Source organism: Acinetobacter genomosp. 33YU (assembly GCF_001990725.1).
GTDB lineage: Bacteria > Pseudomonadota > Gammaproteobacteria > Pseudomonadales > Moraxellaceae > Acinetobacter > Acinetobacter seifertii.
This window is the reverse complement of the sequence record NZ_LFZQ01000011.1, coordinates 211206-233850: the sequence shown is the minus strand read 5'-3', so window position 1 is coordinate 233850 and position 22645 is coordinate 211206. Positions and strand designations below refer to the sequence as shown.

Annotated in this window: 25 protein-coding genes; 23 read left to right on the top strand and 2 right to left on the bottom strand. The window is 38.4% G+C overall.

Annotation, left to right across the window (positions count from 1 at the left end; translation table 11 throughout):
- Positions 1 to 90: 90 nt before the first annotated feature.
- On the top strand, positions 91 to 1128 hold the full coding sequence (fba, locus tag AC056_RS14670) for a class II fructose-bisphosphate aldolase (RefSeq protein WP_004702014.1): 1038 nt from the start codon (positions 91 to 93) through the stop codon (positions 1126 to 1128).
- Positions 1129 to 1249: 121 nt separating this feature from the next.
- On the opposite strand, the gene AC056_RS14665 is transcribed toward fba, so the two are convergent.
- A complete protein-coding gene (locus AC056_RS14665; protein WP_039251419.1) occupies positions 1250 to 2560 on the bottom strand; it encodes a peptidylprolyl isomerase in 1311 nt (436 codons plus the stop codon).
- On the bottom strand, positions 2560 to 5001 hold the full coding sequence (locus AC056_RS14660) for an LPS-assembly protein LptD (protein ID WP_077164025.1): 2442 nt from the start codon (positions 4999 to 5001) through the stop codon (positions 2560 to 2562). The genes AC056_RS14665 and AC056_RS14660 overlap by 1 nt, the downstream gene beginning before the upstream one ends.
- A gap of 120 nt (positions 5002 to 5121) precedes the next feature.
- On the opposite strand from AC056_RS14660, the gene AC056_RS14655 reads away from it, so the two are divergent.
- From AC056_RS14655 to tadA, 22 genes are all read left to right on the top strand, one after another.
- Positions 5122 to 6135 carry an aminoglycoside phosphotransferase family protein gene (locus AC056_RS14655; protein WP_077164024.1) on the top strand — a complete coding sequence of 338 codons (1014 nt, stop codon included), beginning with the start codon at positions 5122 to 5124 and terminating at the stop codon, positions 6133 to 6135.
- Positions 6135 to 6824 (top strand): N-acetylmuramate alpha-1-phosphate uridylyltransferase MurU, encoded by a 690-nt coding sequence (murU, locus tag AC056_RS14650; protein ID WP_077164023.1) that lies wholly within the window; start codon positions 6135 to 6137, stop codon positions 6822 to 6824. Before AC056_RS14655 ends, murU begins: the two co-directional genes overlap by 1 nt.
- Before the next feature lie 87 nt (positions 6825 to 6911).
- Positions 6912 to 7544: a 16S rRNA (guanine(527)-N(7))-methyltransferase RsmG gene (rsmG, locus tag AC056_RS14645; RefSeq protein WP_019458985.1), complete on the top strand. Its 633-nt coding sequence runs from the start codon at positions 6912 to 6914 to the stop codon at positions 7542 to 7544.
- A gap of 21 nt (positions 7545 to 7565) precedes the next feature.
- The gene (locus tag AC056_RS14640) at positions 7566 to 8348 is read left to right on the top strand and encodes a ParA family protein (protein WP_004702001.1); all 783 of its coding nucleotides are present in this window, start codon (positions 7566 to 7568) and stop codon (positions 8346 to 8348) included.
- The gene (locus AC056_RS14635) at positions 8345 to 9232 is read left to right on the top strand and encodes a ParB/RepB/Spo0J family partition protein (protein ID WP_049063485.1); all 888 of its coding nucleotides are present in this window, start codon (positions 8345 to 8347) and stop codon (positions 9230 to 9232) included. The genes AC056_RS14640 and AC056_RS14635 overlap by 4 nt, the downstream gene beginning before the upstream one ends.
- 49 nt (positions 9233 to 9281) lie before the next feature.
- Complete coding sequence (locus AC056_RS14630; protein WP_004701997.1) at positions 9282 to 9917, top strand: MotA/TolQ/ExbB proton channel family protein; 636 nt, start codon at positions 9282 to 9284, stop codon at positions 9915 to 9917.
- A gap of 15 nt (positions 9918 to 9932) precedes the next feature.
- The gene (locus AC056_RS14625) at positions 9933 to 10361 is read left to right on the top strand and encodes an ExbD/TolR family protein (protein WP_004701995.1); all 429 of its coding nucleotides are present in this window, start codon (positions 9933 to 9935) and stop codon (positions 10359 to 10361) included.
- Positions 10358 to 12085: a lipid A export permease/ATP-binding protein MsbA gene (gene msbA / locus AC056_RS14620; protein WP_077164022.1), complete on the top strand. Its 1728-nt coding sequence runs from the start codon at positions 10358 to 10360 to the stop codon at positions 12083 to 12085. Before AC056_RS14625 ends, msbA begins: the two co-directional genes overlap by 4 nt.
- A 2-nt stretch (positions 12086 to 12087) precedes the next feature.
- Positions 12088 to 13098, top strand: coding sequence for a tetraacyldisaccharide 4'-kinase (lpxK, locus tag AC056_RS14615; protein WP_077164021.1), 1011 nt, complete (start codon positions 12088 to 12090; stop codon positions 13096 to 13098).
- Between the two features lie 9 nt (positions 13099 to 13107).
- On the top strand, positions 13108 to 13869 hold the full coding sequence (kdsB, locus tag AC056_RS14610; protein ID WP_077164020.1) for a 3-deoxy-manno-octulosonate cytidylyltransferase: 762 nt from the start codon (positions 13108 to 13110) through the stop codon (positions 13867 to 13869).
- 11 nt (positions 13870 to 13880) lie between these two features.
- Positions 13881 to 14861, top strand: a complete 981-nt coding sequence (locus AC056_RS14605) for a hypothetical protein (protein WP_077164019.1) — start codon at positions 13881 to 13883, stop codon at positions 14859 to 14861.
- A gap of 11 nt (positions 14862 to 14872) precedes the next feature.
- Positions 14873 to 15214 carry a PilZ domain-containing protein gene (locus AC056_RS14600; protein WP_001183024.1) on the top strand — a complete coding sequence of 114 codons (342 nt, stop codon included), beginning with the start codon at positions 14873 to 14875 and terminating at the stop codon, positions 15212 to 15214.
- 17 nt (positions 15215 to 15231) lie between these two features.
- On the top strand, positions 15232 to 16005 hold the full coding sequence (locus AC056_RS14595; RefSeq protein ID WP_077164018.1) for a TatD family hydrolase: 774 nt from the start codon (positions 15232 to 15234) through the stop codon (positions 16003 to 16005).
- 37 nt (positions 16006 to 16042) lie between these two features.
- On the top strand, positions 16043 to 16651 hold the full coding sequence (locus AC056_RS14590; protein WP_058061711.1) for a TetR/AcrR family transcriptional regulator: 609 nt from the start codon (positions 16043 to 16045) through the stop codon (positions 16649 to 16651).
- A 9-nt stretch (positions 16652 to 16660) separates the two neighbouring features.
- Positions 16661 to 17212: a type II secretion system protein gene (locus AC056_RS14585; protein ID WP_004701984.1), complete on the top strand. Its 552-nt coding sequence runs from the start codon at positions 16661 to 16663 to the stop codon at positions 17210 to 17212.
- A complete protein-coding gene (gene gspI / locus AC056_RS14580) occupies positions 17202 to 17582 on the top strand; it encodes a type II secretion system minor pseudopilin GspI (RefSeq protein ID WP_077164017.1) in 381 nt (126 codons plus the stop codon). The genes AC056_RS14585 and gspI overlap by 11 nt, the downstream gene beginning before the upstream one ends.
- Positions 17582 to 18397, top strand: a complete 816-nt coding sequence (gspJ, locus tag AC056_RS14575) for a type II secretion system minor pseudopilin GspJ (RefSeq protein ID WP_077164016.1) — start codon at positions 17582 to 17584, stop codon at positions 18395 to 18397. The genes gspI and gspJ overlap by 1 nt, the downstream gene beginning before the upstream one ends.
- Positions 18397 to 19356 (top strand): type II secretion system minor pseudopilin GspK, encoded by a 960-nt coding sequence (gene gspK / locus AC056_RS14570; protein ID WP_077164015.1) that lies wholly within the window; start codon positions 18397 to 18399, stop codon positions 19354 to 19356. Before gspJ ends, gspK begins: the two co-directional genes overlap by 1 nt.
- 229 nt (positions 19357 to 19585) lie before the next feature.
- A complete protein-coding gene (locus tag AC056_RS14565; protein ID WP_039251397.1) occupies positions 19586 to 20182 on the top strand; it encodes a 6-pyruvoyl trahydropterin synthase family protein in 597 nt (198 codons plus the stop codon).
- A gap of 50 nt (positions 20183 to 20232) precedes the next feature.
- A complete protein-coding gene (gene ung / locus AC056_RS14560; RefSeq protein WP_004701973.1) occupies positions 20233 to 20946 on the top strand; it encodes a uracil-DNA glycosylase in 714 nt (237 codons plus the stop codon).
- Positions 20943 to 22067: an enoyl-CoA hydratase/isomerase family protein gene (locus AC056_RS14555; RefSeq protein ID WP_077164014.1), complete on the top strand. Its 1125-nt coding sequence runs from the start codon at positions 20943 to 20945 to the stop codon at positions 22065 to 22067. The genes ung and AC056_RS14555 overlap by 4 nt, the downstream gene beginning before the upstream one ends.
- A gap of 7 nt (positions 22068 to 22074) precedes the next feature.
- The gene (gene tadA, locus AC056_RS14550; RefSeq protein ID WP_077164013.1) at positions 22075 to 22578 is read left to right on the top strand and encodes a tRNA adenosine(34) deaminase TadA; all 504 of its coding nucleotides are present in this window, start codon (positions 22075 to 22077) and stop codon (positions 22576 to 22578) included.
- Positions 22579 to 22645 lie beyond the last annotated feature (67 nt).

The window sequence follows — 22645 nt, the reverse complement described above, 5'->3', positions numbered from 1 at the left end:
ATGCAGGGATTTTTTTTGAAATACTGTGATTTGTTGCTGAATTGAAATAAATGACAAGGTAGAATAAGCCGCACTACCTGGGAGGATATTATGGCACTCATTTCAATGCGCCAGCTCTTGGATCACGCTGCAGAACATAACTACGGCGTACCAGCATTTAACGTAAATAACTTAGAACAAATGCGTGCAATTATGCTTGCCGCGGATGCAACCAATTCACCTGTGATTGTTCAGGCATCAGCTGGAGCTCGCAAATATGCAGGTGCTCCATTCTTGCGCCATCTTATTTTGGCTGCAATTGAAGAATGGCCGCACATTCCAGTGGTAATGCACCAAGACCATGGTACAAGTCCTGAGATCTGTCAGCGTTCAATTCAGCTTGGCTTTAGCTCTGTGATGATGGACGGTTCATTAGGTACAGATGGTAAAACACCTACATCTTACGAATACAACGTTGATGTAACTCGTAATGTTGTTGCTTTAGCACATGCATGTGGTGTTTCTGTTGAAGGTGAGATTGGCTGTTTAGGTAGCCTTGAAACTGGTATGGCTGGCGAAGAAGACGGTGTTGGTGCTGAAGGTGTACTCGATCACTCACAACTTCTTACTTCTGTTGAGGAAGCAACTCAGTTTGTTGCTGATACCAATGTAGATGCTTTGGCGATTGCTGTAGGTACTTCACATGGTGCTTACAAGTTTACTCGTCCACCTACAGGCGATATCTTGGCAATTGACCGTATTAAAGAAATTCATGCGGCATTACCAAATACTCACCTTGTTATGCACGGTTCAAGCTCTGTACCACAAGAATGGTTGAAAGTAATCAATGAATTCGGTGGTGATATTAAAGAGACTTATGGTGTGCCTGTTGAACAGCTTGTAGAAGCAATTAAACATGGTGTGCGTAAGATCAACATTGATACAGACTTGCGTTTAGCATCTACAGGTGCAATTCGTCAGTTTATGGCTGAAAACCCAGCTGAATTTGATCCACGTAAATACTTTGCTAAAACTGTAGATTCAATGAAGCAAATTTGTATTGATCGTTATGAAGCGTTTGGTACAGCTGGTAATGCTGATAAGATCCGCCCAATTTCTTTAGAGAAAATGGTTGATCGTTATAAATAATTCCCGTTAGGGTTTGATTTGTAGAAACCGGTTATGTAAATAACCGGTTTTTTTATTAGCTGGATTTTTATTCATAAAAAAACCTGTGATAAACACAGGTTTTAATAACGGCGAAAAGAACTTACTTTGGTAAGTTTTTCTTGTCGAGGCTAGGATCTTTAATTTCTACATAGGCATTAGCACGTACTTCACGTAACCAGCTATCAACTTCGGTGTTGAATTGACGCTCACCTAGAATTTGACGTGCCATACGCTCTTGATATTCATGAGTCATATCTTTTTCGCGTTTGTCTGTCACTTGTAGGATATGCCAACCAAATTGAGTTTGGAAAGGTTCACTAATTTGACCTACAGGAATTTCCTGCATTTTTTTATCAAACTCAGGAACCATCATGCCTGGTGTAACCCAGCCTAAACTACCGCCATCACGTGCTGAACCTGTATCGTTTGAATAGGTTGCTGCAAGTGTAGCAAAATCTTGTCCTGCTTTTAATCGCTTGTAAATGCTATCAATAATTTGTTTCGCATTTTCAGGACTAACGACTTCAGACGGTTGAATAAGAATATGGCGAGTTTGATACTGTGTTACTAAAGCTTTTTGTTCATTTTGCTTACGTTCTAAAAGTTTTAGAACATGTACGCCATCACGTACAGAGATTAGATCAGTTGTTTGACCTTCTTGTAGCGGAGTAATGCGCGCAGCAAGTTCAGCTGGAATGTCAGAAAGAGGGCGGAACCCCATATCTGCACCTTCAACTTTCGCACTTGTAGTTGAAAGCTTTTTGAGTGCATTTAAGTCATTACTTTGAGCAAGCTTTGAACGAACTTCTTTGGCTACACTCTGAACTTCTTGAGGGTTGTCCCCAGAAATTCGCATGTGAATCACATGTACTTGATTGCCAAGAGCTGCTTGTCCCTGAGGTGACTTTAAGAAATTGTCTACATCTTGATCGCTAATTTTAATGCGAGACATTACTTGTTGTTGACGTAAGCGATTGATTGCTAAATCTTCACCAATACGGCTACGTAAATTTTCATAAGTACCTGGTGCAATAGCATCTAACTTTTGTTGAAAGGCTTCTAAGCTTTTGCTACCAGATTGACTTGCTACTTTAAGTACTGCTTCATTTAGACTTTTCTCATCAGGCTTAATGCCATAACGTTTTACTTGTTCAAGTTGAGCTTGACGTAAGATAAGTTGATCTAAAACCTGAAACTGTAGGTATTGTTGAGGTGGTACTTCTTTTTTTTGTGCTTGCAATTCGTGGGTGGCTTCAGCCATTCCTTGTTCAAGATCACTTTTTAAAATTACGCTATTGTCCACAATTGCCACAACTTCATCCGCGGGTTGGGCAAAACTATGCATTGATGAAGATATTAATACAGCAAGGGTTGTTGCTTTAAAAAACTGTTTAAGATGCTTTGTCTTCATTAACGTTGTGTCCAAGATTGATTAATTTTGTTAAAACCTAACACGCGATTTTCGAGTAAAGATGCAAGTTTATTGTTTAAACCGCCTAAACCTTTGAGGGTAATTTCAGCCATGATCGCACGTTTTTCACTAACATTTGAAGTTTTCGGATCATCTAGGTCGTTATAGTAAGATCGACCATAGACTGAGATACCCCAACAGCATGATTCGTAGTTAACACCGAGTAAAATTTCACGGGCAACATCATTATCGATGTCATATTGTACGTGGCCCATAATACGCCAATTGTCTTTAATTGGTTGTATAAACGATGCAACAACTTGATCGTAAGTATCTTGACGACCAGGGATGTCTTTACGATAGAAGTAACCTAAGTTGTAAAGGTTGCCTTTATCGCCTGTATAGTAAACTTGGAAGTCTCTCTGGGCGTTATCACCATTTGACATCCATGCAGAATTGGCTGCAATCGTAAAGTTTTGGTTAAGCTGGCTCGTTAAGCTTACGACAAGACCAGTATTACGTTCGGTATCAATCTCATCTTGTTCGTTTAAAGTAACGCGGCGATCTTCAAAGTAATAACTTTGTCCTACACTTGCACGCAAACGTTCTAAACCTACCGTGTCAAAAAGACTATAACTTACACCTAGTGATAAGAAGTTGTTGTCTTCAAGGCGGTCATGACCATAGAAGCGGTATGGGTTAAAGAGTTGATCGTAATTAACCGATGCTGAAGTTGAGTCGAAGTTTGGATAACCGTCTTGGTTCTTGTAAGGCGCATACGCATAAAATGCACGAGGGGTGATCGTTTGTAGGTATTTACCTTCGCGTTCAAAAGTTAAACCACTGTCCAAAGTAAACTGAGGTACAACAACTGATTTAGATTCCGAGCTTGCGTCTAGACCCTGTGAGGCAATACTGTCCTTATCATAGAATGTCTGGATGGACCGTACAGAAACTTCAGGAATAACAAAGGCTGATGGTGTTCGATAGTTATAACGTGTCGCGAACTGGTTATAAATACGCGTACCACTACTTTCCTGAGCAGAACCGTCATTAATTGATTTTTTAAAGTATCCCGTATCGTTATTAAATTCGTATTGTAATCCCTGTGGGTTACCAGTGACATAATTTAATAAAAACTGTGGTAAACGTGCATAAGGTTTATTTGCATCCGAAATTGTTGGATCTAGCGTTTGAAAGTCTTCAACTTTAAGCTGGGCTTTTAAGCCGGGAATACCGTGCTGATAGTTAAGTTCCCAAGCTCTACGTAAATTTACATCGGTTTTAGAGTTTGGGCTGTTATCTAAATCAGCAAAATAATCTTTATCCGATGCATAACGATATTCAAGATTGGTTGACCACTGATCGTTAATATCCCAGTTATGAAGGAAGTTAAAGTTTTTACGATCTTGATCATCGTATTTTTTATCAGATGGAAGTATACCGCCCCATATCTGACCAGAACCGAAGCCATCAGTTAAATATCTAAACGAACCTTGCAACATTGCACCACGGTCTGCTAAATAACGTGGAGTCACGGTTGCATCATAATTAGGCGCAAGGTTTAAATAAACAGGTACAGAAAGTTCAACGCCACCATCGTTTGAGAAGCCAAATTGAGGGTTGAGGATACCCGTGGTTCGGCGGTCATCGATTGGAAAGTTGAAATATGGAACGGCAATAACAGGAACATCTTTAACATAGATTTTTGTTCCACGCGTAACACCGCGACCTGTTTCTTGATTTAGCTCAATTTTATTGGCTTGGATCTTCCAAGCAGGTTTTTGACCTGGAGGGCAAGTGGTATATGTTGCATCGTTAAGAACCATCACATTTGGAGAGGTTTTTTCGATTTTTCCAGCATGACCATGGGCATGTTGTTGTTCGGCAATGTAAAAACTATTGTCTAAATTACCAGTCTGAGTCTTTAAATTGTAATCAATTTCGTCACTTTGAGAGAGTAAGCCACCTTGAGCCAACTGTACTCGGCCTTTTGCATGTGCAAATGTTTGAGTTTTATCAATGGTCACTTTGTCGGCACGAACCGTGCGACCCTCTTGATCAATTACCACATTTCCTTCTAACACCGAGTCGCCAGCAGGGTTGTAATGACCATAATCAGCCGTAACGACCGAAGTGGTTTTGTCTGCATCTAACGCTTTGGTTTCAGGATTAATAGGGGTAATCCAAGTTCCTTGACAAAATGCCGAACTCAAATATTTATTATTGCGCAACTGCGCCTCAGGTGCAGATTTATCAACATAATATTGTTGAAAGAATTCCTGTCCTGGATAGGCTTCCTTAATACTCGCCTTAAGTTGATTATTGTCTATGTTGGAGACAACATCAGCTGACTCAGCATAACTTGATTGTATGGAGCCACTACATAAGAGCGTAAAAATAGCGGTCGCTAAAGGATTAAATTTAAACTGATGCTTCATTGTCTCATTAACCAAGTATGCTAATTCACAATTAATTATTGTCGCATCATAGAGAAAAAGTTTATAAGTGGCTACACTTAACCCTTCAAAAATCTCAGCTTGTTTTAGATTTTATTGCAAATGAATACACAACGTGAACAATTGATACATACATGGCTTACATCTGTTCTTGAAAATGATCAATTTCAGATCGCTTTTTTAGCAGGTGATGCGAGCTTCCGCCGTTATGCTCGCATTCAGTTACAAAATAAAACATATATGCTTATGGATGCGCCTCCTGAAAAAGAAGACTGTGTTCCGTTTGTGACGATTGATGAATTTTTTGCGGGTAATGGAGTTCGAGTACCCCAAATTATTGCAAAGGACCTCACTCAAGGTTTTCTTTTGTTAGAAGACTTTGGGGATGTGCTGTTATCTACATTATTAAATGATGAAACAGTAGATCAGTATTATGAACAAAGCTTTAAGCAGCTCGTTCATTTGCAATCGATTGATGGTACTGACAATTTTCCAGCTTATTCTTATGAAAAGTTAATGTCAGAAATGCACCTGTTAACAGACTGGATGTTGCCATCACTTGGAATTCATCCAACGGCTGAGCAAAAGAAAATTATTGATAATGCTTTTGATTTTTTGGCTCAATCAGCACTAGCTCAACCTCAGGTTATTGTACATCGCGATTTTCATAGCCGTAATTTAATGAAGATTGCAAGCGAAGACGAATTGGGTGTAATCGATTTCCAAGATGCGGTTATTGGAGCTGATACATATGATTTAATCTCCATTACGCGCGATGCATATGTTCAGTGGAATGCCGAACGTGTTTATCATTGGTTTAAAGTTTTCTATGAGCTTTTACCAGTCTCTGCTAAACAAAACCGAAGTTTTGAGCAATTTAAACGTGATGCTGATTTAATGGCAATTCAACGCCATATCAAAATTTTGGGTATTTTTGTCCGCTTGTTTGAGCGAGATGGTAAGTCTGGATACCTAAAAGATTTACCGCGAGTGATGTGGTATTTACTTGAGGAAAGTCGTGGTTACGCTGAGCTTGAAGAATTCATGTCATTTGTAAATAACATAGTGATTCCTAAGTTTATCGAGAAATATGGTAGCTATGAGGTAGCAGCATAATGAAAGCAATGATTCTTGCTGCAGGTTTGGGTAATCGTATGCGTCCACTCACGCTATATACGCCAAAACCTCTGCTTGAGGTAGGCGGTAAGCCACTTATTGTGTGGCATATTGAGAAACTCAAAAAAACTGGTGTGACTGAAATAGTCATCAATTCTGCCTGGTTGGCTGATAAGCTGATTAGTAGTTTAGGCGATGGTTGTCAATTTGGTGTGGACATCCGTTGGACACGAGAAGAAGAAGGTCTTGAAACAGCTGGCGGCATTATTAATGCTTTGCCACTACTTGGAACGGATCCTTTTATTCTAGTGAATGGTGATGTTTGGACCACTATGGATTTTGAAGCTCTGTGCGATATTAAGCTAAATGATGATTTGGCACACCTTGTATTGGTTGATAATCCTAAACAACATCCTGAAGGCGACTTTACATTATTGGATGGGCGCGCTTTTGCATTTGATCAAGATGTGAAGGGTGAGAATCTAACTTTTAGTGGTGTGTCTGTTATCCATCCTAAGCTTTTTGATGGATTGGAACCTGGTAAACGTCCTTTAGCTCCACTATTGAAGCAATCAATGCAAAATCAAAAGGTATCCGCTGAAAAGCTTAAAGGTGCATGGGTAGATGTAGGGACGCCAGAGCGCTTAATGGAGCTAGATTTGCAAATTCGTGAAGGCTTCTACGATTAACTGCGTAATCCCTAATCGTTAAATAGTGTTCCACGATGCATAAATGGGTATACTTTGTTTTAAATTTTACTTAGATGTTATCTGTTTATGCATCCGTTTTTTCAAGAGTTACAACAGGGTAGTCAAAAATTAGGTTTATCGCTTAGCGATGAAGCTTTGGCGTTATTGTTAAAGTATCAAGATGCTTTGGTACTTTGGAACAAAGCTTATAATCTAACAGCGATTCGTGATCCGAAAGAAATGTTAGTGAAGCATTTGTTAGATAGCCTAAGTATTTTGAAAGACTTACCAGCAGGGCGCTTGCTAGATGTAGGTACAGGTGGTGGCATGCCAGGCATGATCATTGCTTTATGTCAGCCAGAGCGTTCTTGTGTATTGCTTGATTCAAATGGTAAGAAAATTCGCTTTTTGAAACAGTTTATTGCTGACCTTAAGCTTAAAAACGTGGTAGCTGTGCAAACACGTGTTGAAAATCAAGAAACAATTGATGAGCTTGGTCAGTTTGATGTGATTACAAGTCGTGCATTTGCATCACTGACTGATTTTGTTGATGCTGCGCGTCCATATTTACATGAGCAGAGCATAATTGCTGCAATGAAAGGACTCATTCCATTTGAAGAAATGGAAGAGCTTAAGCAGGAGTTTTCATGTAAAGTGATTGAACTGCATGTACCAAGACTTGATGAACAACGTCATTTACTTTTACTTCAACGAATTTAAATAAAAAGTATTAGGGTTACCATGGCTCAAATTATTGCGATTGCAAACCAAAAAGGTGGTGTTGGTAAAACAACGACTGCAGTAAATCTTGCAGCGTCACTAGCTGTATTGAAAAAACGTGTGTTACTTGTCGATATAGATTCGCAAGGTAATGCAACGATGGGGTCTGGAATTCAAAAGAATGATCTGCTTTATTCAATTACTGATGTTTTATTGGGTGAAGTTCCAATCGAAACAGCAATTCAAAAGGCAGAGGTTGGATATAAGGTTCTGGGTGCGAACCGTGAGCTTTCAGGCGTTGAGCTGGCAATTGCGGAACAAGAAGGACGTGAATTCATTTTAAAGAATGCACTAAATGAAATTAGAAATTCATTTGATTACATTATTGTTGACTGTGCACCCAGCTTAAGTTTAATTACAGTAAATGCTTTAGCGGCGGTAGATAGTGTAATCATTCCTATGCAATGTGAGTACTACGCATTAGAAGGTTTGGCAGATTTAACTCAAACTATCGATCGTATTCAAAAAGCTTTAAATCCTGATTTAGAAATCATTGGTGTGTTACGTACTATGTATGATGCGCGTAATGCTTTGACACGTGATGTGTCAGCTGAGTTGGAGCAGTTTTTTGGTAAAAAACTCTACGATACCGTGATTCCACGTAACGTTCGATTGGCAGAAGCGCCTGCACATGGTTTACCAGTTATCTATTTTGAGAAAAGTTCTAAAGGTGCAGTTGCATACTTAAATCTTGCAGCTGAGATGTTAAAGAAAAGTAAAGTGAAGAAAGGAAGTAAAGTATGAGCATCAAAAAACGCGGATTGGCGAAAGGACGTGGTTTAGATGCATTACTTGGTTCAATTCAAAAAGAAAAATTACAACTAGAAGCTCAAGCGCTTGATCATGGTCAATTAAAGCAAATTGATGTGAATTTGTTGAAACGTGGTGAATATCAGCCACGTCGTTTTATTCATGAACATGATTTGCAAGAGTTAGCATCATCTATTGAAAAGCATGGGGTAATGCAGCCAATCGTTATCCGCCCTGTAGATGATGAAGCTCATCCTTACGAAATCATTGCAGGTGAGCGTCGTTGGCGTGCTGCACAAATTGCCGGTTTAACTGAAATTCCTGCAATTGTTCGTGATTTAAATGACCAAGTTGCCATTGCATTAGCGCTGATTGAAAACATCCAGCGTCAAGATTTAAACCCTATTGATCAAGCCTTAGCATTGCAACGTTTTCATGATGAGTTTGGTTTAAGTCATCAGGAAATCGCTGATACTGTCGGTAAAGCAAGAACAACGGTGAGTAATTTACTGCGTTTATTAAGCTTGGCTGATGATATTAAAGAGTTTATGCAACAGGGCCAGCTTGATATGGGGCATGCTCGTGCCATTTTGACTTTAAAAGGCAAAGAGCAGCTTGAAGTTGCCAAAATTGTTATCGAAAAAGGATTATCTGTTCGTCAGACTGAACAGTTAGTGCGCGATTGGAATGAGCCTAAGCAGGAAAAAGAAAAAACTCCTGTTGCACCAGACATTGAGCAATTAACGCAAAAATTATCTGAGCGATTTGGTGCCAATGTTAAAATTGATCATAACCAGAAAGGTAAAGGTAAGCTTGTTATTCATTATCATTCACTCGATGAGTTAGATGGTATTTTGAATATTTGTTTGCCAGAGTAATTCTAAGTTAGGTCATATATTTCTAATTTATATTCTTGGGGAAGAAAATATGTGGGAACTTGTGAAAGCGGGCGGCTGGTTAATGCTGCCTTTAATTTTGTGTTCAATTTTAACGGTCGCTATTAGTATTGAGCGTTTTATACGTTTAAGACGTTCACAAGTTTTGCCCAAATTACTGATGAGTGATGGTAGTGCAGATGTTTCTCATATCATCACAAATTTGGAGCAGGATACTGCTGCCCAAAACACAGCATTAGGAAATATTCTAAAAGCTGGTTTTGAGCATCAAGAACATGGTGAGCAATTTGCTCGAGCACAAATGGAAGCAATGGCTTCTCAAGAAATTTCTTATTTAGAAAAAAATATTAACTTCTTGGGAACTTTAAGTGCAATTGCACCATTACTTGGCTTGCTTGGGACAGTTGTAGGGATTATTGAGTCTTTTTTAGTTATTGATTTTGGTTCGGCAGGTAGTCCAAGTCTAATGATTCCGGGTATTTCAAAAGCCCTAATTACGACCGCCGTTGGTATGCTCATTGCAATTCCTGCTCTTATTTCATATCGCTATTTTCAAAGAGTAGTGCAAAACTACATTGCGGAATTAGAGCAGCAGTCTACACTCTTTCACGCATCACTGTTTTACAAACGCTCTTCTGTTGCTCAAGAACACCGTCGTGTTGGTTGATGGATAGGGAACAATATGAAGTTTAAACGTTCTCAAGTTGAAGATATTCATATCAATCTGACACCGATGATTGACTGTTTGTTGTTTATTTTAGTGTTTCTATTGTTATCTACTACTTTTAACCAGCCCAGTCGTATCAATTTAACATTACCAGATGCGCAAGGTGTCCCACCAAAACAGTACGATCATAAAATTGAAGTCGTGGTAGACTCTAGCGGTCATTACGCTGTTAATGGTCAGGCATTGTCTACCAAAGATATAGCTGATTTGAGTACTGCAATTAAGCAAATTGCTCAAGAGCGCCGTGATTTTATGTTTATCATTGCTGCTGATGCAAAAGCGTCTCATCAGGATGTTATTCGTGTTATGGATGTAGCAGGACAACTCGGTTTTGTTAACATCAATATTAGTACCAAAGTTCCTTCTAGAGGTTTTTCTGAGTGAATCAAGATTTTAAGGTTTATTTGCGTCTCATATCTTATTTAAAACCTTATTGGGGCGTGGCCTTATTAGTTCTTATCGGATTCGGTATGAACTCAGCAACAGAGGTTTCAGTTGCTAAGCTCATTAAATTTATTATTGATGCAATTCAAAATTCGAGTAGAGCGGATCTGGATTGGTTCCCTTTACTAATTATTTTATTAGTATTTTTCCGCGGTCTTGGCCTATTTATGGGTGGCTACTATACTGCTGTTATATCTCGTAGTTTAGTTTTTAGCATTCGCCAAGAGGTTTATGCAAAACTTTTAAGATTGCCAGCCCAGTATTATCTCGATAACTCTTCGGGACACATTACAGCCAAAATTATGTATAACGTTGAACAGCTGACGGCTGCTTCATCTGAATCCTTAAAAACCATCGTTCGAGATGGCATGATTACTTTGGGATTGTTAGGTTATTTGTTTTATACAAATTGGCGTTTGACTATTTGTATCATGGTTTTCCTACCTATTATTGGTGTTTTGGTACGTAGAGCATCAAAAAGAATGCGCAAACTTTCACTGCAAGTGCAAGACACTATGGGTGATGTCAACCATGTAGTGCAAGAAAGTATTAGTGGTAGTGCAGTTGTTAAAAGTTTCGCAGGTGAAGAGTCAGAACAAGAGCGTTTTTATAAGTCATCTGAAGAGAACTTAAAACGCGGTTTAAAAATGGTGATTGTACAAAACCTAAATAGCCCCGTTGTTCAAGTAGTCATGGCTTGCGCAATGGCTCTTATTGTGTGGTTGGCTTTGAGACCGCAAATTTTAGGTAATACAAGTGCTGGTGAGTTTGTCGCGTATATTACAGCGGCTGGCTTACTTTCTAAACCTGTCAAAAACTTGACTGATGTCAATGAGAAGTTGCAGCGTGGTTTAGCAGCAGCACATTCCGTTTTTGAATTATTAGATTTGCCGGAAGAAGAAAACAGCGGTCAGCTTCAACCTAAGTTGCAAGGTGCAATTCGTTTTGATCATGTTGTACTTAACTATGCTGATGGCACTCAGGCGATTAAAGACTTTTCTTTAGATATCCGCCCAGGCGAAACTGTTGCATTGGTAGGGCGTTCTGGTGCTGGTAAAACCTCTTTAGTGAACATGCTGGTACGTTTCCAAGAAGTCTCAAGTGGTCAAATTTATTTAGATGATTTACCAATACGTGATATTGAACTTTCAAGTTTGCGCACGCAAATTGCAATGGTAAATCAGCAAGTTGTTTTGTTTAACCGAACAGTACGTGAAAATATCGCTTATGGTCAGTTACATGATGCAAGTGATGAACAAGTGATAGCCGCAGCGAAAGCCGCTTACGCCCATGACTTTATTATGAACTTACCAAATGGCTACGATACTGTCTTAGGTGCTCAAGGCTTAAACTTGTCTGGTGGTCAACGTCAACGTATAGCAATTGCTCGTGCAATTTTAAAAAATGCGCCAATTCTTATTTTAGATGAAGCGACAAGTGCGCTTGATAATGAATCTGAACATTTTATTCAACAAGCATTTGATGAAGCGATGCAAGATCGTACAACGATTGTGATTGCGCATCGTTTATCAACAATTGAAAATGCAGACCGTATTGTTGTGTTAGATCGTGGACAAATTGTTGAACAAGGTACTCATCAAGAATTACTTGCTAAACAGGGTGCTTATCATCAATTACATCAGCGTAATTTTGAGGACAACTAAGTATGTCTTTAGCCCAGCTGATACAAAATGCATGGAATAAACAATCAAATTGGTTGGTTGTTTTGCGTCCATTATCATGTTTGTATCGTGCTGGGTTTTTATTGAATCGTCATTTTTATAATTCAGGTTTAAAAAAAATCTATGACGCGCCTGTACCGGTCATGGTGATTGGAAATATTACAGTGGGGGGCAGTGGCAAAACGCCATTATTAATAGAACTGGTTAACTATCTAAAACAACATAACGTAAGAATAGGGGTAATTAGCCGAGGCTATGGGGGAGCTGGTCCTTTTCCTATGTTGGTGACATCAGCTAGTCATGCAGCTGAAGCAGGAGATGAACCTGCTTTAATTGTACAGTCAACAGGCGTTCCTATGGCTGTAGGGCCCAATAGACAATCAGCAATCGAGTTATTATTAGCATCAACAAAACTAGATTTAATTATTAGTGATGATGGTTTGCAACACTGGGCATTAGGTCGTCAAATAGAATGGATTGTGCTTGATCAAAATCGTGGCCTTGGAAATAGAAAGTTATTACCAGAAGGCTATTTGCGTGAACCTGCTGAACGTTTAAAAACTGGTACAGTAATCGAACATGCATTTGCTCCTTCAACAGCAATGCATATGCATTTGGATGCAGGCCAACCTTACTTGTTGAATCCTTCTTCATCAACTGAATTATCATTCAATACTCAAAATAATTACCATGCAGTAGTTGGTATTGGTTTTCCTCAGCGCTTTTATCAAACACTTACAGGTTTAGGTATAAACCAATTTCAAGAGCATGCTTTTCGTGATCATCATGATTACGTTATTGATGATCTTGTATTTAATGATGACCAACCTATCATTACGACTGAAAAAGATGCGGTTAAGTTGTTACCGTTACTCGAAAAGCATCCAGAATTTAAACGGCCTATTTGGGTCGTACCTGTTAAAGCTGTTTTGTCTGAAGAATGCTATCAGGTTTTAAATCAGCAATTGCAAAAGCTTGATATTCAAATATCTTAGGAAGAAAAAATGAAACACATCGTTATTCCAGCACGCTTCTCAAGCTCGCGTTTGCCAGGTAAGCCATTGTTACTTATTCATGATCGTCCTATGATTTTACGCGTAGTAGATCAGGCAAAGAAAGTTGAAGGTTTCGATGATCTGTGTGTAGCAACCGATGATGACCGTATTGCTGAAATATGCCGTGTAGAGGGCGTTGATGTTGTTCTAACAAGTGCTGAACATCCATCGGGAACAGACCGTTTAAGTGAAGTTGCTCGTATTAAAGGTTGGGATGCGGATGACATTATTGTAAATGTACAAGGTGATGAGCCTTTACTGCCAGCTCAACTTGTTCAGCAGGTTGCTAAGCTTCTAGTTGAAAAACCAAATTGTTCAATGTCCACATTATGTGAGCCTATTTATGCTTTAGATGAGTTTCAGCGTGACAGCATTGTGAAAGTGGTTATGTCTAATCAAAATGAAGCTTTGTACTTTAGTCGTGCAACTATTCCTTATGATCGAGATGGTGCTAAACAAGCTGAACCAACTTTACATAGCCAAGCATTTCGTCATTTAGGTCTATATGCTTATCGTGTGAACTTGTTACAAGAATATGTTACATGGGACATGGGTAAACTTGAAAAGCTAGAAAGTCTTGAGCAATTACGTGTTTTAGAAAACGGGCACCGTATTGCTATTGCTGTAGCAGAAGCAAATTTGCCGCCAGGTGTTGACACCCAAGCAGATCTTGACCGTCTAAATAATATGCCTGTTGAGTCTTTTGAGTAAGTGTTAATTTAATGAATCAGAATGTGACTTCTAAGGTTTATCCGTGGCAACAGACAATGTGGGAAACGTTAACAACACGTTTTCCTAATATTGGGCATGGCTTATTGTTTTATGGTAAACAAGGTTGTGGTAAGCATGCTTTTGCCAAGCATTTTTTAGCATGGGTACTTTGTTTAAATAAGCAGCCTCAGGGGGCTTGTGGCGAATGTAGTAGCTGTCAATGGTTAAAATCAGACACGCACCCGAATTATGTTCATATCACGACTGATGAAGAAAATAAAAAACAGAATGCAAAAATTAAAATAGAAAAAATTCGAGATCTATTGCCATTTGTCCAGCAAACTGGTGAAGGATGGCGTGTTATTGTTATTGAACCAGCCGAAGCTTTAAATCTTGCATCATCAAATGCACTGTTAAAAACTTTAGAAGAACCCGGTGAGCGTGTTGTTTTAATTTTGTTGGCTGATCACTATTTGAAATTACCAGCTACCATTCGAAGTCGTTTACAGCATTTTGCTTTAGACCGTATTTCATATGAGCAGGCAACAACTTATCTAAATGAGCATTTGGCTGAAATTGCGTCAGTGCCACCTGAATTATTGTTAGGTCTTTCTAATGATATGCCTTTGCAAGCAGTCGAAATTGCCACTAGCGATTGGTTTGCGAAAAGACAAACATTTTTAGAAGACTGGACTAAGGTAGTTCATCAAAAAAACATGCCTTTATTTTATTCGGCTAAGTGGCAGAAAGAACTCAACTTTAGTGATTTTATGATGCTTCTTGAATACTTGTTAGGGGATTTAATTTGTGTCAAGCTGAACCAACCACAGAAAAATATTGATTTACAATTTGATCAATTGGCACAAAACTATAATTTAGAAAGCTTATTCAGTCTTTATGAGGAATTACAGCAATCTAAAAGATTGGTTGAACAAAATGTACAAACACAACTCATCACAGATCAACTTTTTATAAAATTAATGAACGTTTAAGGGTAACTATAATGCAGCCACAAATGGGTGGAATTATTCAGGTCAATATTCCTGATAGAGCAACCTTGCAAGCAAGCTATATGGGTTATGTGCAAGGTGGGGGCTTATTTGTGCCATCAAAGCAAAAAGTGAAGATGGGCCAAGAAATTTTTATTTTAGCTACGTTGCCAGAACAATCACAAAAAATTCCTTTAACTGGTAAAGTAGTGTGGATTTCACATAAGCAAAGTGGCTTTAAGCCGCAAGGCTTCGCAATTCAATTGAGTGGTGATAAAGGTATTTACTATAAAGCTGAGGCTGAACGGATTTTAGCTGGTAGTATGTCTTTAGATCGTCCAAGTTATACCATGTAAGCAGATAGGAAAATACAGTGTTTGTTGATACTCATTGCCATTTAACAATGTTGGATTTAACACCTTATAACGGTGATTTAGATCTTGCACTTGCTGCTGCACGAGCAGAAGGTGTCTCTAAGTTTATGGCAATTTCAGTTGACCTTGATGATCACATTGCTTTAGCTGAAATCGCAAAGCGTCATGAAGACGTTGGGTATACTGTTGGTGTACATCCTTGTGAGGATGTAGATACCATGGCCCGAGCAACGACTGAGTATTTGACTGAGTTAGCCCAATCAGAAAAAGTGTGGGCTTTAGGTGAAACAGGTTTAGATTATTACCATAGCACTGACTTTATTAATGAGCAAAAGGCTTGTTTTGCTCGGCATATTCAAGCCTCTAAAAATGTCAAAAAGCCAGTAGTTGTTCATACACGTTCAGCCAAACATGACACGGTAGATATTATTCGAGCTGAACAATCTACACATGGTATTTTGCACTGTTTTACTGAAGACTGGGAAACAGCAAAAGCCGTATTAGACTGTGGTTACTATATTTCCTTTTCAGGGATTGTTTCATTTAAAAATGCGCAAGATCTACGAGATGTTGCCAAGCAAGTCCCTTTGGATCGACTTTTAATTGAAACAGATAGCCCTTATTTGGCTCCAGTGCCATATCGTGGTAAAACAAATGAACCAAAATACGTGCCCTATGTAGCGAAAGCACTTAGTGAGGTATATGATAAATCGGTTGAGGAAATTGCAAGAATCACCTCGCAAAATTTCGAAAATTTACTCAAAGCGATTTAACTTATAGAAACTATATAAAGAGAGTAATTGCGTGAAGATGGACCGTCAAGCTCAGTTCCGAGCAAGAGAAGCATTAATATTTCAAGTTGCGGAACAGTTGTTGTTAGAAAATGGCGAAGCCGGAATGACACTTGATGTGCTGGCTGCTGAGCTTGATTTGGCAAAAGGTACCTTGTATAAACATTTTCAAAGTAAAGATGAATTGTACATGCTGTTAATTATTCGTAATGAGCGCATGCTACTTGAAATGGTTCAAGACACTGAAAAAGCTTTTCCAGAGCATTTGGCTTTCTTTATGTTGCACCATTTGCACCATCCAGAACGAACTGTATTGTTTCATCAAATTGAAGAAAAGCTTTCGATTACTGCTCAAGGTGTACACCATCTTTTTAATGAGTTGTATCAGGTAAGAAAACAGCGCTTACGTATCATTATTCGTATGACTGATCATTATTTGGAGTCAATTCAAAGTCATATGAGTACGCGCGATTACTTGGCTTCAATTTGGTCGCTCACTCATGGAGCTGCGGCAATTCTGAACTCAAGTTTTTACCAACGTTATTTGGGTTCAAGAGATACTTTAAGGGTAGCTTATATTGATCAGGCATTGGCCTTACCGAAACAAGCAGTTGAGCAATACGCTTAATAGGTCAATATGAAATCGAAATCATTTCAATCACAAAAAGGCTTTACCCTTATAGAAGTGATGGTGGTCATCGTGATTATGACAATTATGACCTCACTTGTTGTATTGAATATCGGCGGTATAGACCAAAAGAAGGCAATGCAGGCACGAGAGTTATTTTTATTAGATTTGCAGAAAATTAATAAAGAATCACTTGATCAATCGCGTGTATTAGCTTTAGAAACTCATGGTGAGACAGATGTCTCACCATTTTCTTATGAATTATACGAATATCACGATCAAAGTACCTTGCAAGTACAAGATATAAAAAACCAATGGCAGAAATATGCTGAGTTTAAAACACGGCAACTTCCTACGCATGTATCTTTCTCTGTGCAACCGATAGATGGGCAGAATTATTCTAAAGCTAAAAATACTGATTTAGTGGGAGGGCAAACGCCTCAACTCATTTGGTTCGGCAATGGTGAAGCCAAGACTGTAAAAATACAATTTTATTTAGAACAAAAACCGATTGGTTCAGAAATACAAATAGATCATTTGGGTAAAATAAATGAAATCTAAAGGCTTTACCCTTTTAGAAGTTATGGTTGCTCTTGCAATCTTTGCTTTAGCAGCTGTCGCTTTAACTAAAGTGGCTATGCAGTACACTCAGTCTACCTCTAATGCGATTTTACGAACCAAAGCTCAATTTGTAGCAATGAATGAAATTGCTATGATGGAGATTAACCAAGAGTGGTTGCAAGGCACTCAAAGTAAGAAGGTAACTTCTCAAGGTGAGATATGGCAGGTTGATAAATCAGCTGAATCGACTGTTAGCCCTAATGTTCAAAAAATTGATGTACAAATCAGCTTATATGATCCGGATAAGGGAAAAGTACAAAACGGTATTACGCATATGGTCTTTTTTAATTATCCAGTGAAAGCAAAATAATGATAAAAAATAAGCACTTTTGCACCCGAAGCAAAGTTTCACATCTTGCAGCTGGATCAGACGTTGTAACGACTGACTGCTCAGAGCATAGCTCTTCGTCTTACGCTCAGACAAAGCGCTGTTTTAGAGATTCTCACACTCGAAACACTGTTTCTCATCTTGCGGCGCGATCGAGCAGTGCTCGATTAGCTCGCGCCTCGGGATTTACGTTGGTTGAGTTATTGGTTGCGATTGCTATTTTCGCGGTTTTATCTTTATTGGGGTGGAAAATATTCGATTATTTGCTCAAGGTTCGTGATCGTAACGCCGAACATGAAGTGCATTTATTTGAATTACAAGATGCTTATCAACAAATTCTTCGTGATACTCTACAAATTATTCCTTTATCTGCAAATCAAGGTGGGCAACTTCATTCAGCTTTAGAAATCGATAATCAAATTTTACGTTTTAGCAAAGCAGGCGTAACTGATCCTTTAAAACAGGGTTTATCACCATTTGAACGAATTGAATATCGTTATGATGCTGACCAAAAAAAACTATATCGTCTTAAATATACAAATTTAAATACTTCGAATAACGAGCAACCTTTATCAAGTACCTTGCTAAGTCAAGTTGACCAATATCAGATCATGGTTTTAACTCCGCAAGAAGTAACAAAATGGCCCGAAGTTAATATTGATCCAACAAAACCTAACGAGTTAAAAAAATTACCGAAAGGAATAAAAATCCAAGTTACAGTAGCGGGAGTAAGTTATGAATGGATTTATAGCTTAAATCAAAGCAACTTAGCACTTTCTCAGCAAGGTGGTTCATAATGGTTATTCGTTATAAGCACCAACAGGGCGTGGCTTTATTGACAATACTTATTATGGTCGCCTTGGCTACAATTTTAGCTGCTTCAATTGCCAAGCATCAAAATAATACTATGGAAAATACAGCTTACTTAATGCGGCAAAATCAATCTTTGCTCTATGCAAAAAGTGCAGAAGCTTTTTTTTCGGAATTATTAATTCAAGATGCAAATAATGCTGGTGGAGTGGATCATTTAAAGGAAACATGGGCGCAACCTATGCCACCGTTCCCAGTTGAAGATGGTTCTGTCTCAGGGCGTTTACTTGATGAGTCGGGGAAGTTTAATCTAAATAATTTGACCAACGAGGAAGGTGCTGTCAATGAAGATGCTAAAAATTGGTTCGAGCGTTTGCTTGTACGAGTAGGTTTACCGGCTGAGTTAAGTCAAGCTGTTATTGATTGGCAAGACCCAAATGATGAACCAGCTGGACCGATGGGAGCAGAAAGTAGTTATTATCAAGGTTTAGATCCAAGCTATATGACTGCAAATACTAAATTTCATCGTATTGAAGAGTTAAAGCTGGTCAGAGGCTTTGAAGGTAAAAAATATGACCTTATCTCTCCATATATTTCTGCCTTACCTGAAAATACGAAGTTAAATATTAATACTGCTTCACCATTGGTTTTAGCAAGTATTGATGAAAAACTAGATATGGAAACTATAGAAAAAGAATTACAAGCACGACAGCAAAACTTAAAGTTCTTTCAAAATGTTGATGAACTTTGGCAATTGAATGCTTTTTCAGCGGTTGATAGTGAGAAGAAAAAGCAGGTGAGTGGTCTTATTGATGTTAAATCCAACTTCTTTCAAGCTCAAATTGAAGTTGTTCTAAACAATAGAAAGCGTCAGTTTACCAGTGCTTTAATGCGAAAAGACAAGCAAGTATATGTATATTCCAGAAGCTTGGCTCCATTTAACTGAATAAATTTATTGATATTTTTTTTTAGTCTGTAATACTTGAAACTTATTAATAAAAGGGATGGGGTCATATTTCTGCATAGACAGTATTTAAAGTAAAAATCAATATCTTCAAAATTCCTTCACATCTCTTATCATACTTTTTGCTAATTGTTTCTATTTGAAAAGTGGTGCGAAGTTTTTGTCTTTTGCTTTATAATAATGTTCTTAGAAGGAATGATCGATTTGGCACATGTTAATTCGTAAGTTATTTAAGTTTGAAAATGCACATGTTGTACGTAACTGTACATCGGATCGTTGTAAGCGATCGATTCATGGGCATAGTTATAAAGTCGAGTTATTACTTAAAGCTTCGAAATTAGATCATGGACAAATGGTATATGATTTTGGACTGTTAAAAGGTGTAATTAAGGATCTTTTTGATAGTTTTGATCATGCGATTTGTTTCTGGGAAAAAGATGATCCTCAATATATCGATGCTTGTAAGACTTTTAGTGCACGTTGGATTTCTTTACCAGTGTCTCCATCTGCCGAACAATTTTCTCGTATCTTCTATTTCTTAGCTCAACAGGTATTACAATCGACCGTTACCCAAAATGGGGAAGGCGATGTTGAAGTTTATTCAGTGATTGTTCATGAAACCGATACGGGATATGCCCAAAGTTTCCTTGAAGATATTCAAAATGAGCAAATGGGTTTGTTAAACCTTGAAGGAATTGTTTTTTCAGAACAAGTTCAATCTGAGTGGACTGATCCACAAATGTATGAAAATTTAAAACAAGGGATTAAATTTCATAATCCGCATGTTAACTTACAAGTAGAAGTGTAAGTTAACTTCCCTTTGTTTTTAGAAATGAAAATTGATCTAGGATGACATTAATGCAATTAACTGAGCAACAGCAAGACAAACTCAGTAAAGTTCAATTAGAAGAAAGCTGGAAAAGCTCATTAACTCCATTTTTGCTGAGCCCTTATATGGATAGTTTGCGAGACTTTCTCTTCCAAGAGAAGCAAGCTCAGAAAACAATATATCCACCAAGCAAACAAATTTTTAGTGCTTTAAATATTACGCCTTTAGATCATGTAAAGGTCGTTATTTTAGGGCAAGATCCATATCATGGCCCTAATCAGGCGAATGGGTTAAGTTTCTCTGTACAAAAAGGGATTGCATTACCTCCTTCTTTACGTAATATTTTTCATGAATTAAACACTGATTTAGGTGTACCTGTTTCGCGTCATGGTGATTTAACTAAATGGGCCGAGCAAGGTGTACTTTTATTAAATAGTGTACTTACTGTAGAAGCAGGACAACCAACATCACATCAAAAACAAGGTTGGGAAGAATTTTCTGACGCAGTAATTGATGTTTTAAATGAACAACGTGAGCACATCGTGTTTATTTTATGGGGTGCTTATGCACAACGTAAAGGACAACGTATAAATAGAGAAAAACATTTGGTTTTAACAGCTGCACATCCATCACCACTTGCGGCTAATCGTGGTGGTTTCTTCGGATGTAAAGTGTTTTCAAAAACAAATCAATATTTGAAACAACATGGCATTGAGCCCATAGACTGGCAATTGGACGCATGATGAACTCTCCCAATGTAAATAGCTATCATCCGGATTTGGTAGTTGAAGAAGCGAAAAATGGTTGGCGTATTGTACGATTGAATCGGCCTAAATCATTACATGCTTTAGATGAATCAATCGTAACGGCTTTATTACGAGTATTTGAAGACTTCCGTGATGATGAGCGAGTAAAAGCAATTTGGTTGGATTCGACAACACCAAAAGCTTTTTGTGCAGGCGGAGATGTACGCAAATTACGTCAGCTGGTGATCAATCAAGAAGTAGAAACAGCAAATAAGTTTTTCCAGCAAGAATATGCTTTGGATTTACTGTTGCATAACTATGCCAAACCTATTGTGGTATGGGGCGAAGGTTATGTAATGGGTGGTGGACTAGGCTTGTTCATGGCGGCGCCTTTCCGCCTTGTTACGCCATATTCACGGTTAGCAATGCCTGAAATTAACATTGGCCTATATCCGGATGTTGGAGCAAGCCGTTTCCTTGCTGACCGTGGGCAAATTGGTTTATTTACTGGTTTGACTGGTTCAATTATGACTGCTGCTGGGGCATTTAGCATTGGTTGGGCAACACATATTTGTGAAGCACAACGTGATAATGTCCTGCAAAAAGTACTTAATATTAATTGGGCTCACTATCCAGCAGGTAATTTTCGCGCGATTGACGATACTTTAAATAGTTTGCATCGCCCGGTTGCAGCAGGGCCATTACAAAATTCGTTAGACGTTATCCATAGTGTTTGTCGTGGTTCAAGTTTTGAACAAGACTATCAATCAATTGTTAGCTTACGAGATGCAAGCAGTGATTGGTTGCGTCAAGCCAGCGAAAATTTGCAAAAGGGTTCACCGAGCACAGCAGCCATTACTTGGTTATTATGGCAATGGGGTAAGCAAGTACATTCTTGGGATGAAGTTTTTGATTTAGAAGCGCAAATCTCTGAATGGAAAATTCGTCATCCTGATTTTGTCGAAGGTGTTCGTGCCCGTTTGGTTGATAAAGATTTATCGCCAGAATGGAAAGCATGTGAAGACCTTAGCTTAAGAGGTATTTTGGCTGATGATCCACCAATAACGTCTATTGATAGCTGGAATGCCTTACTTAGACAATATGGCGTAGTTTCATAGTCAATAAATGTCCAAATTTAGTAACGAGTATTGGATGCAGCTTGCTTACGAGCAAGCTGAGTTAGCGGCTGAACAGGGTGAAATTCCTGTAGGTGCTGTAATCGTAAGTCAAAATAAATTAATTGGAGCAGGTTTTAATGCTCCAATTGGTTTATCTGATCCTACTGCCCATGCGGAAATTCAAGCTATTCGTGCGGCTTGTGACTCATTGAAAAATTATCGTTTACCAGAAGACGCAACTTTATATGTTACGCTCGAGCCATGCACCATGTGTGTAGGGGCCTTAGTACATGCAAGGATTAAACACGTTGTATTTGGCACAACAGAACCTAAAGCTGGTTCACTTGTCAGTGTGCGTCAATTATTAGAAAATGGTTATTACAATCATAAATTTACTTTTGAGCAAGGGTGTTTACATGAAAAATGTGCTCAACAGTTAAGTCTTTTTTTTAAGCAAAGACGTGAACAAAAGAAAAAAGAGAAACAACAAAAAACGTCCTTAAATGATTAAAAAATGTCATGGGGTTATGGCAAACTAGCGCCGTTTCATTGACATGATTTATTTTTAAATAAGGAAC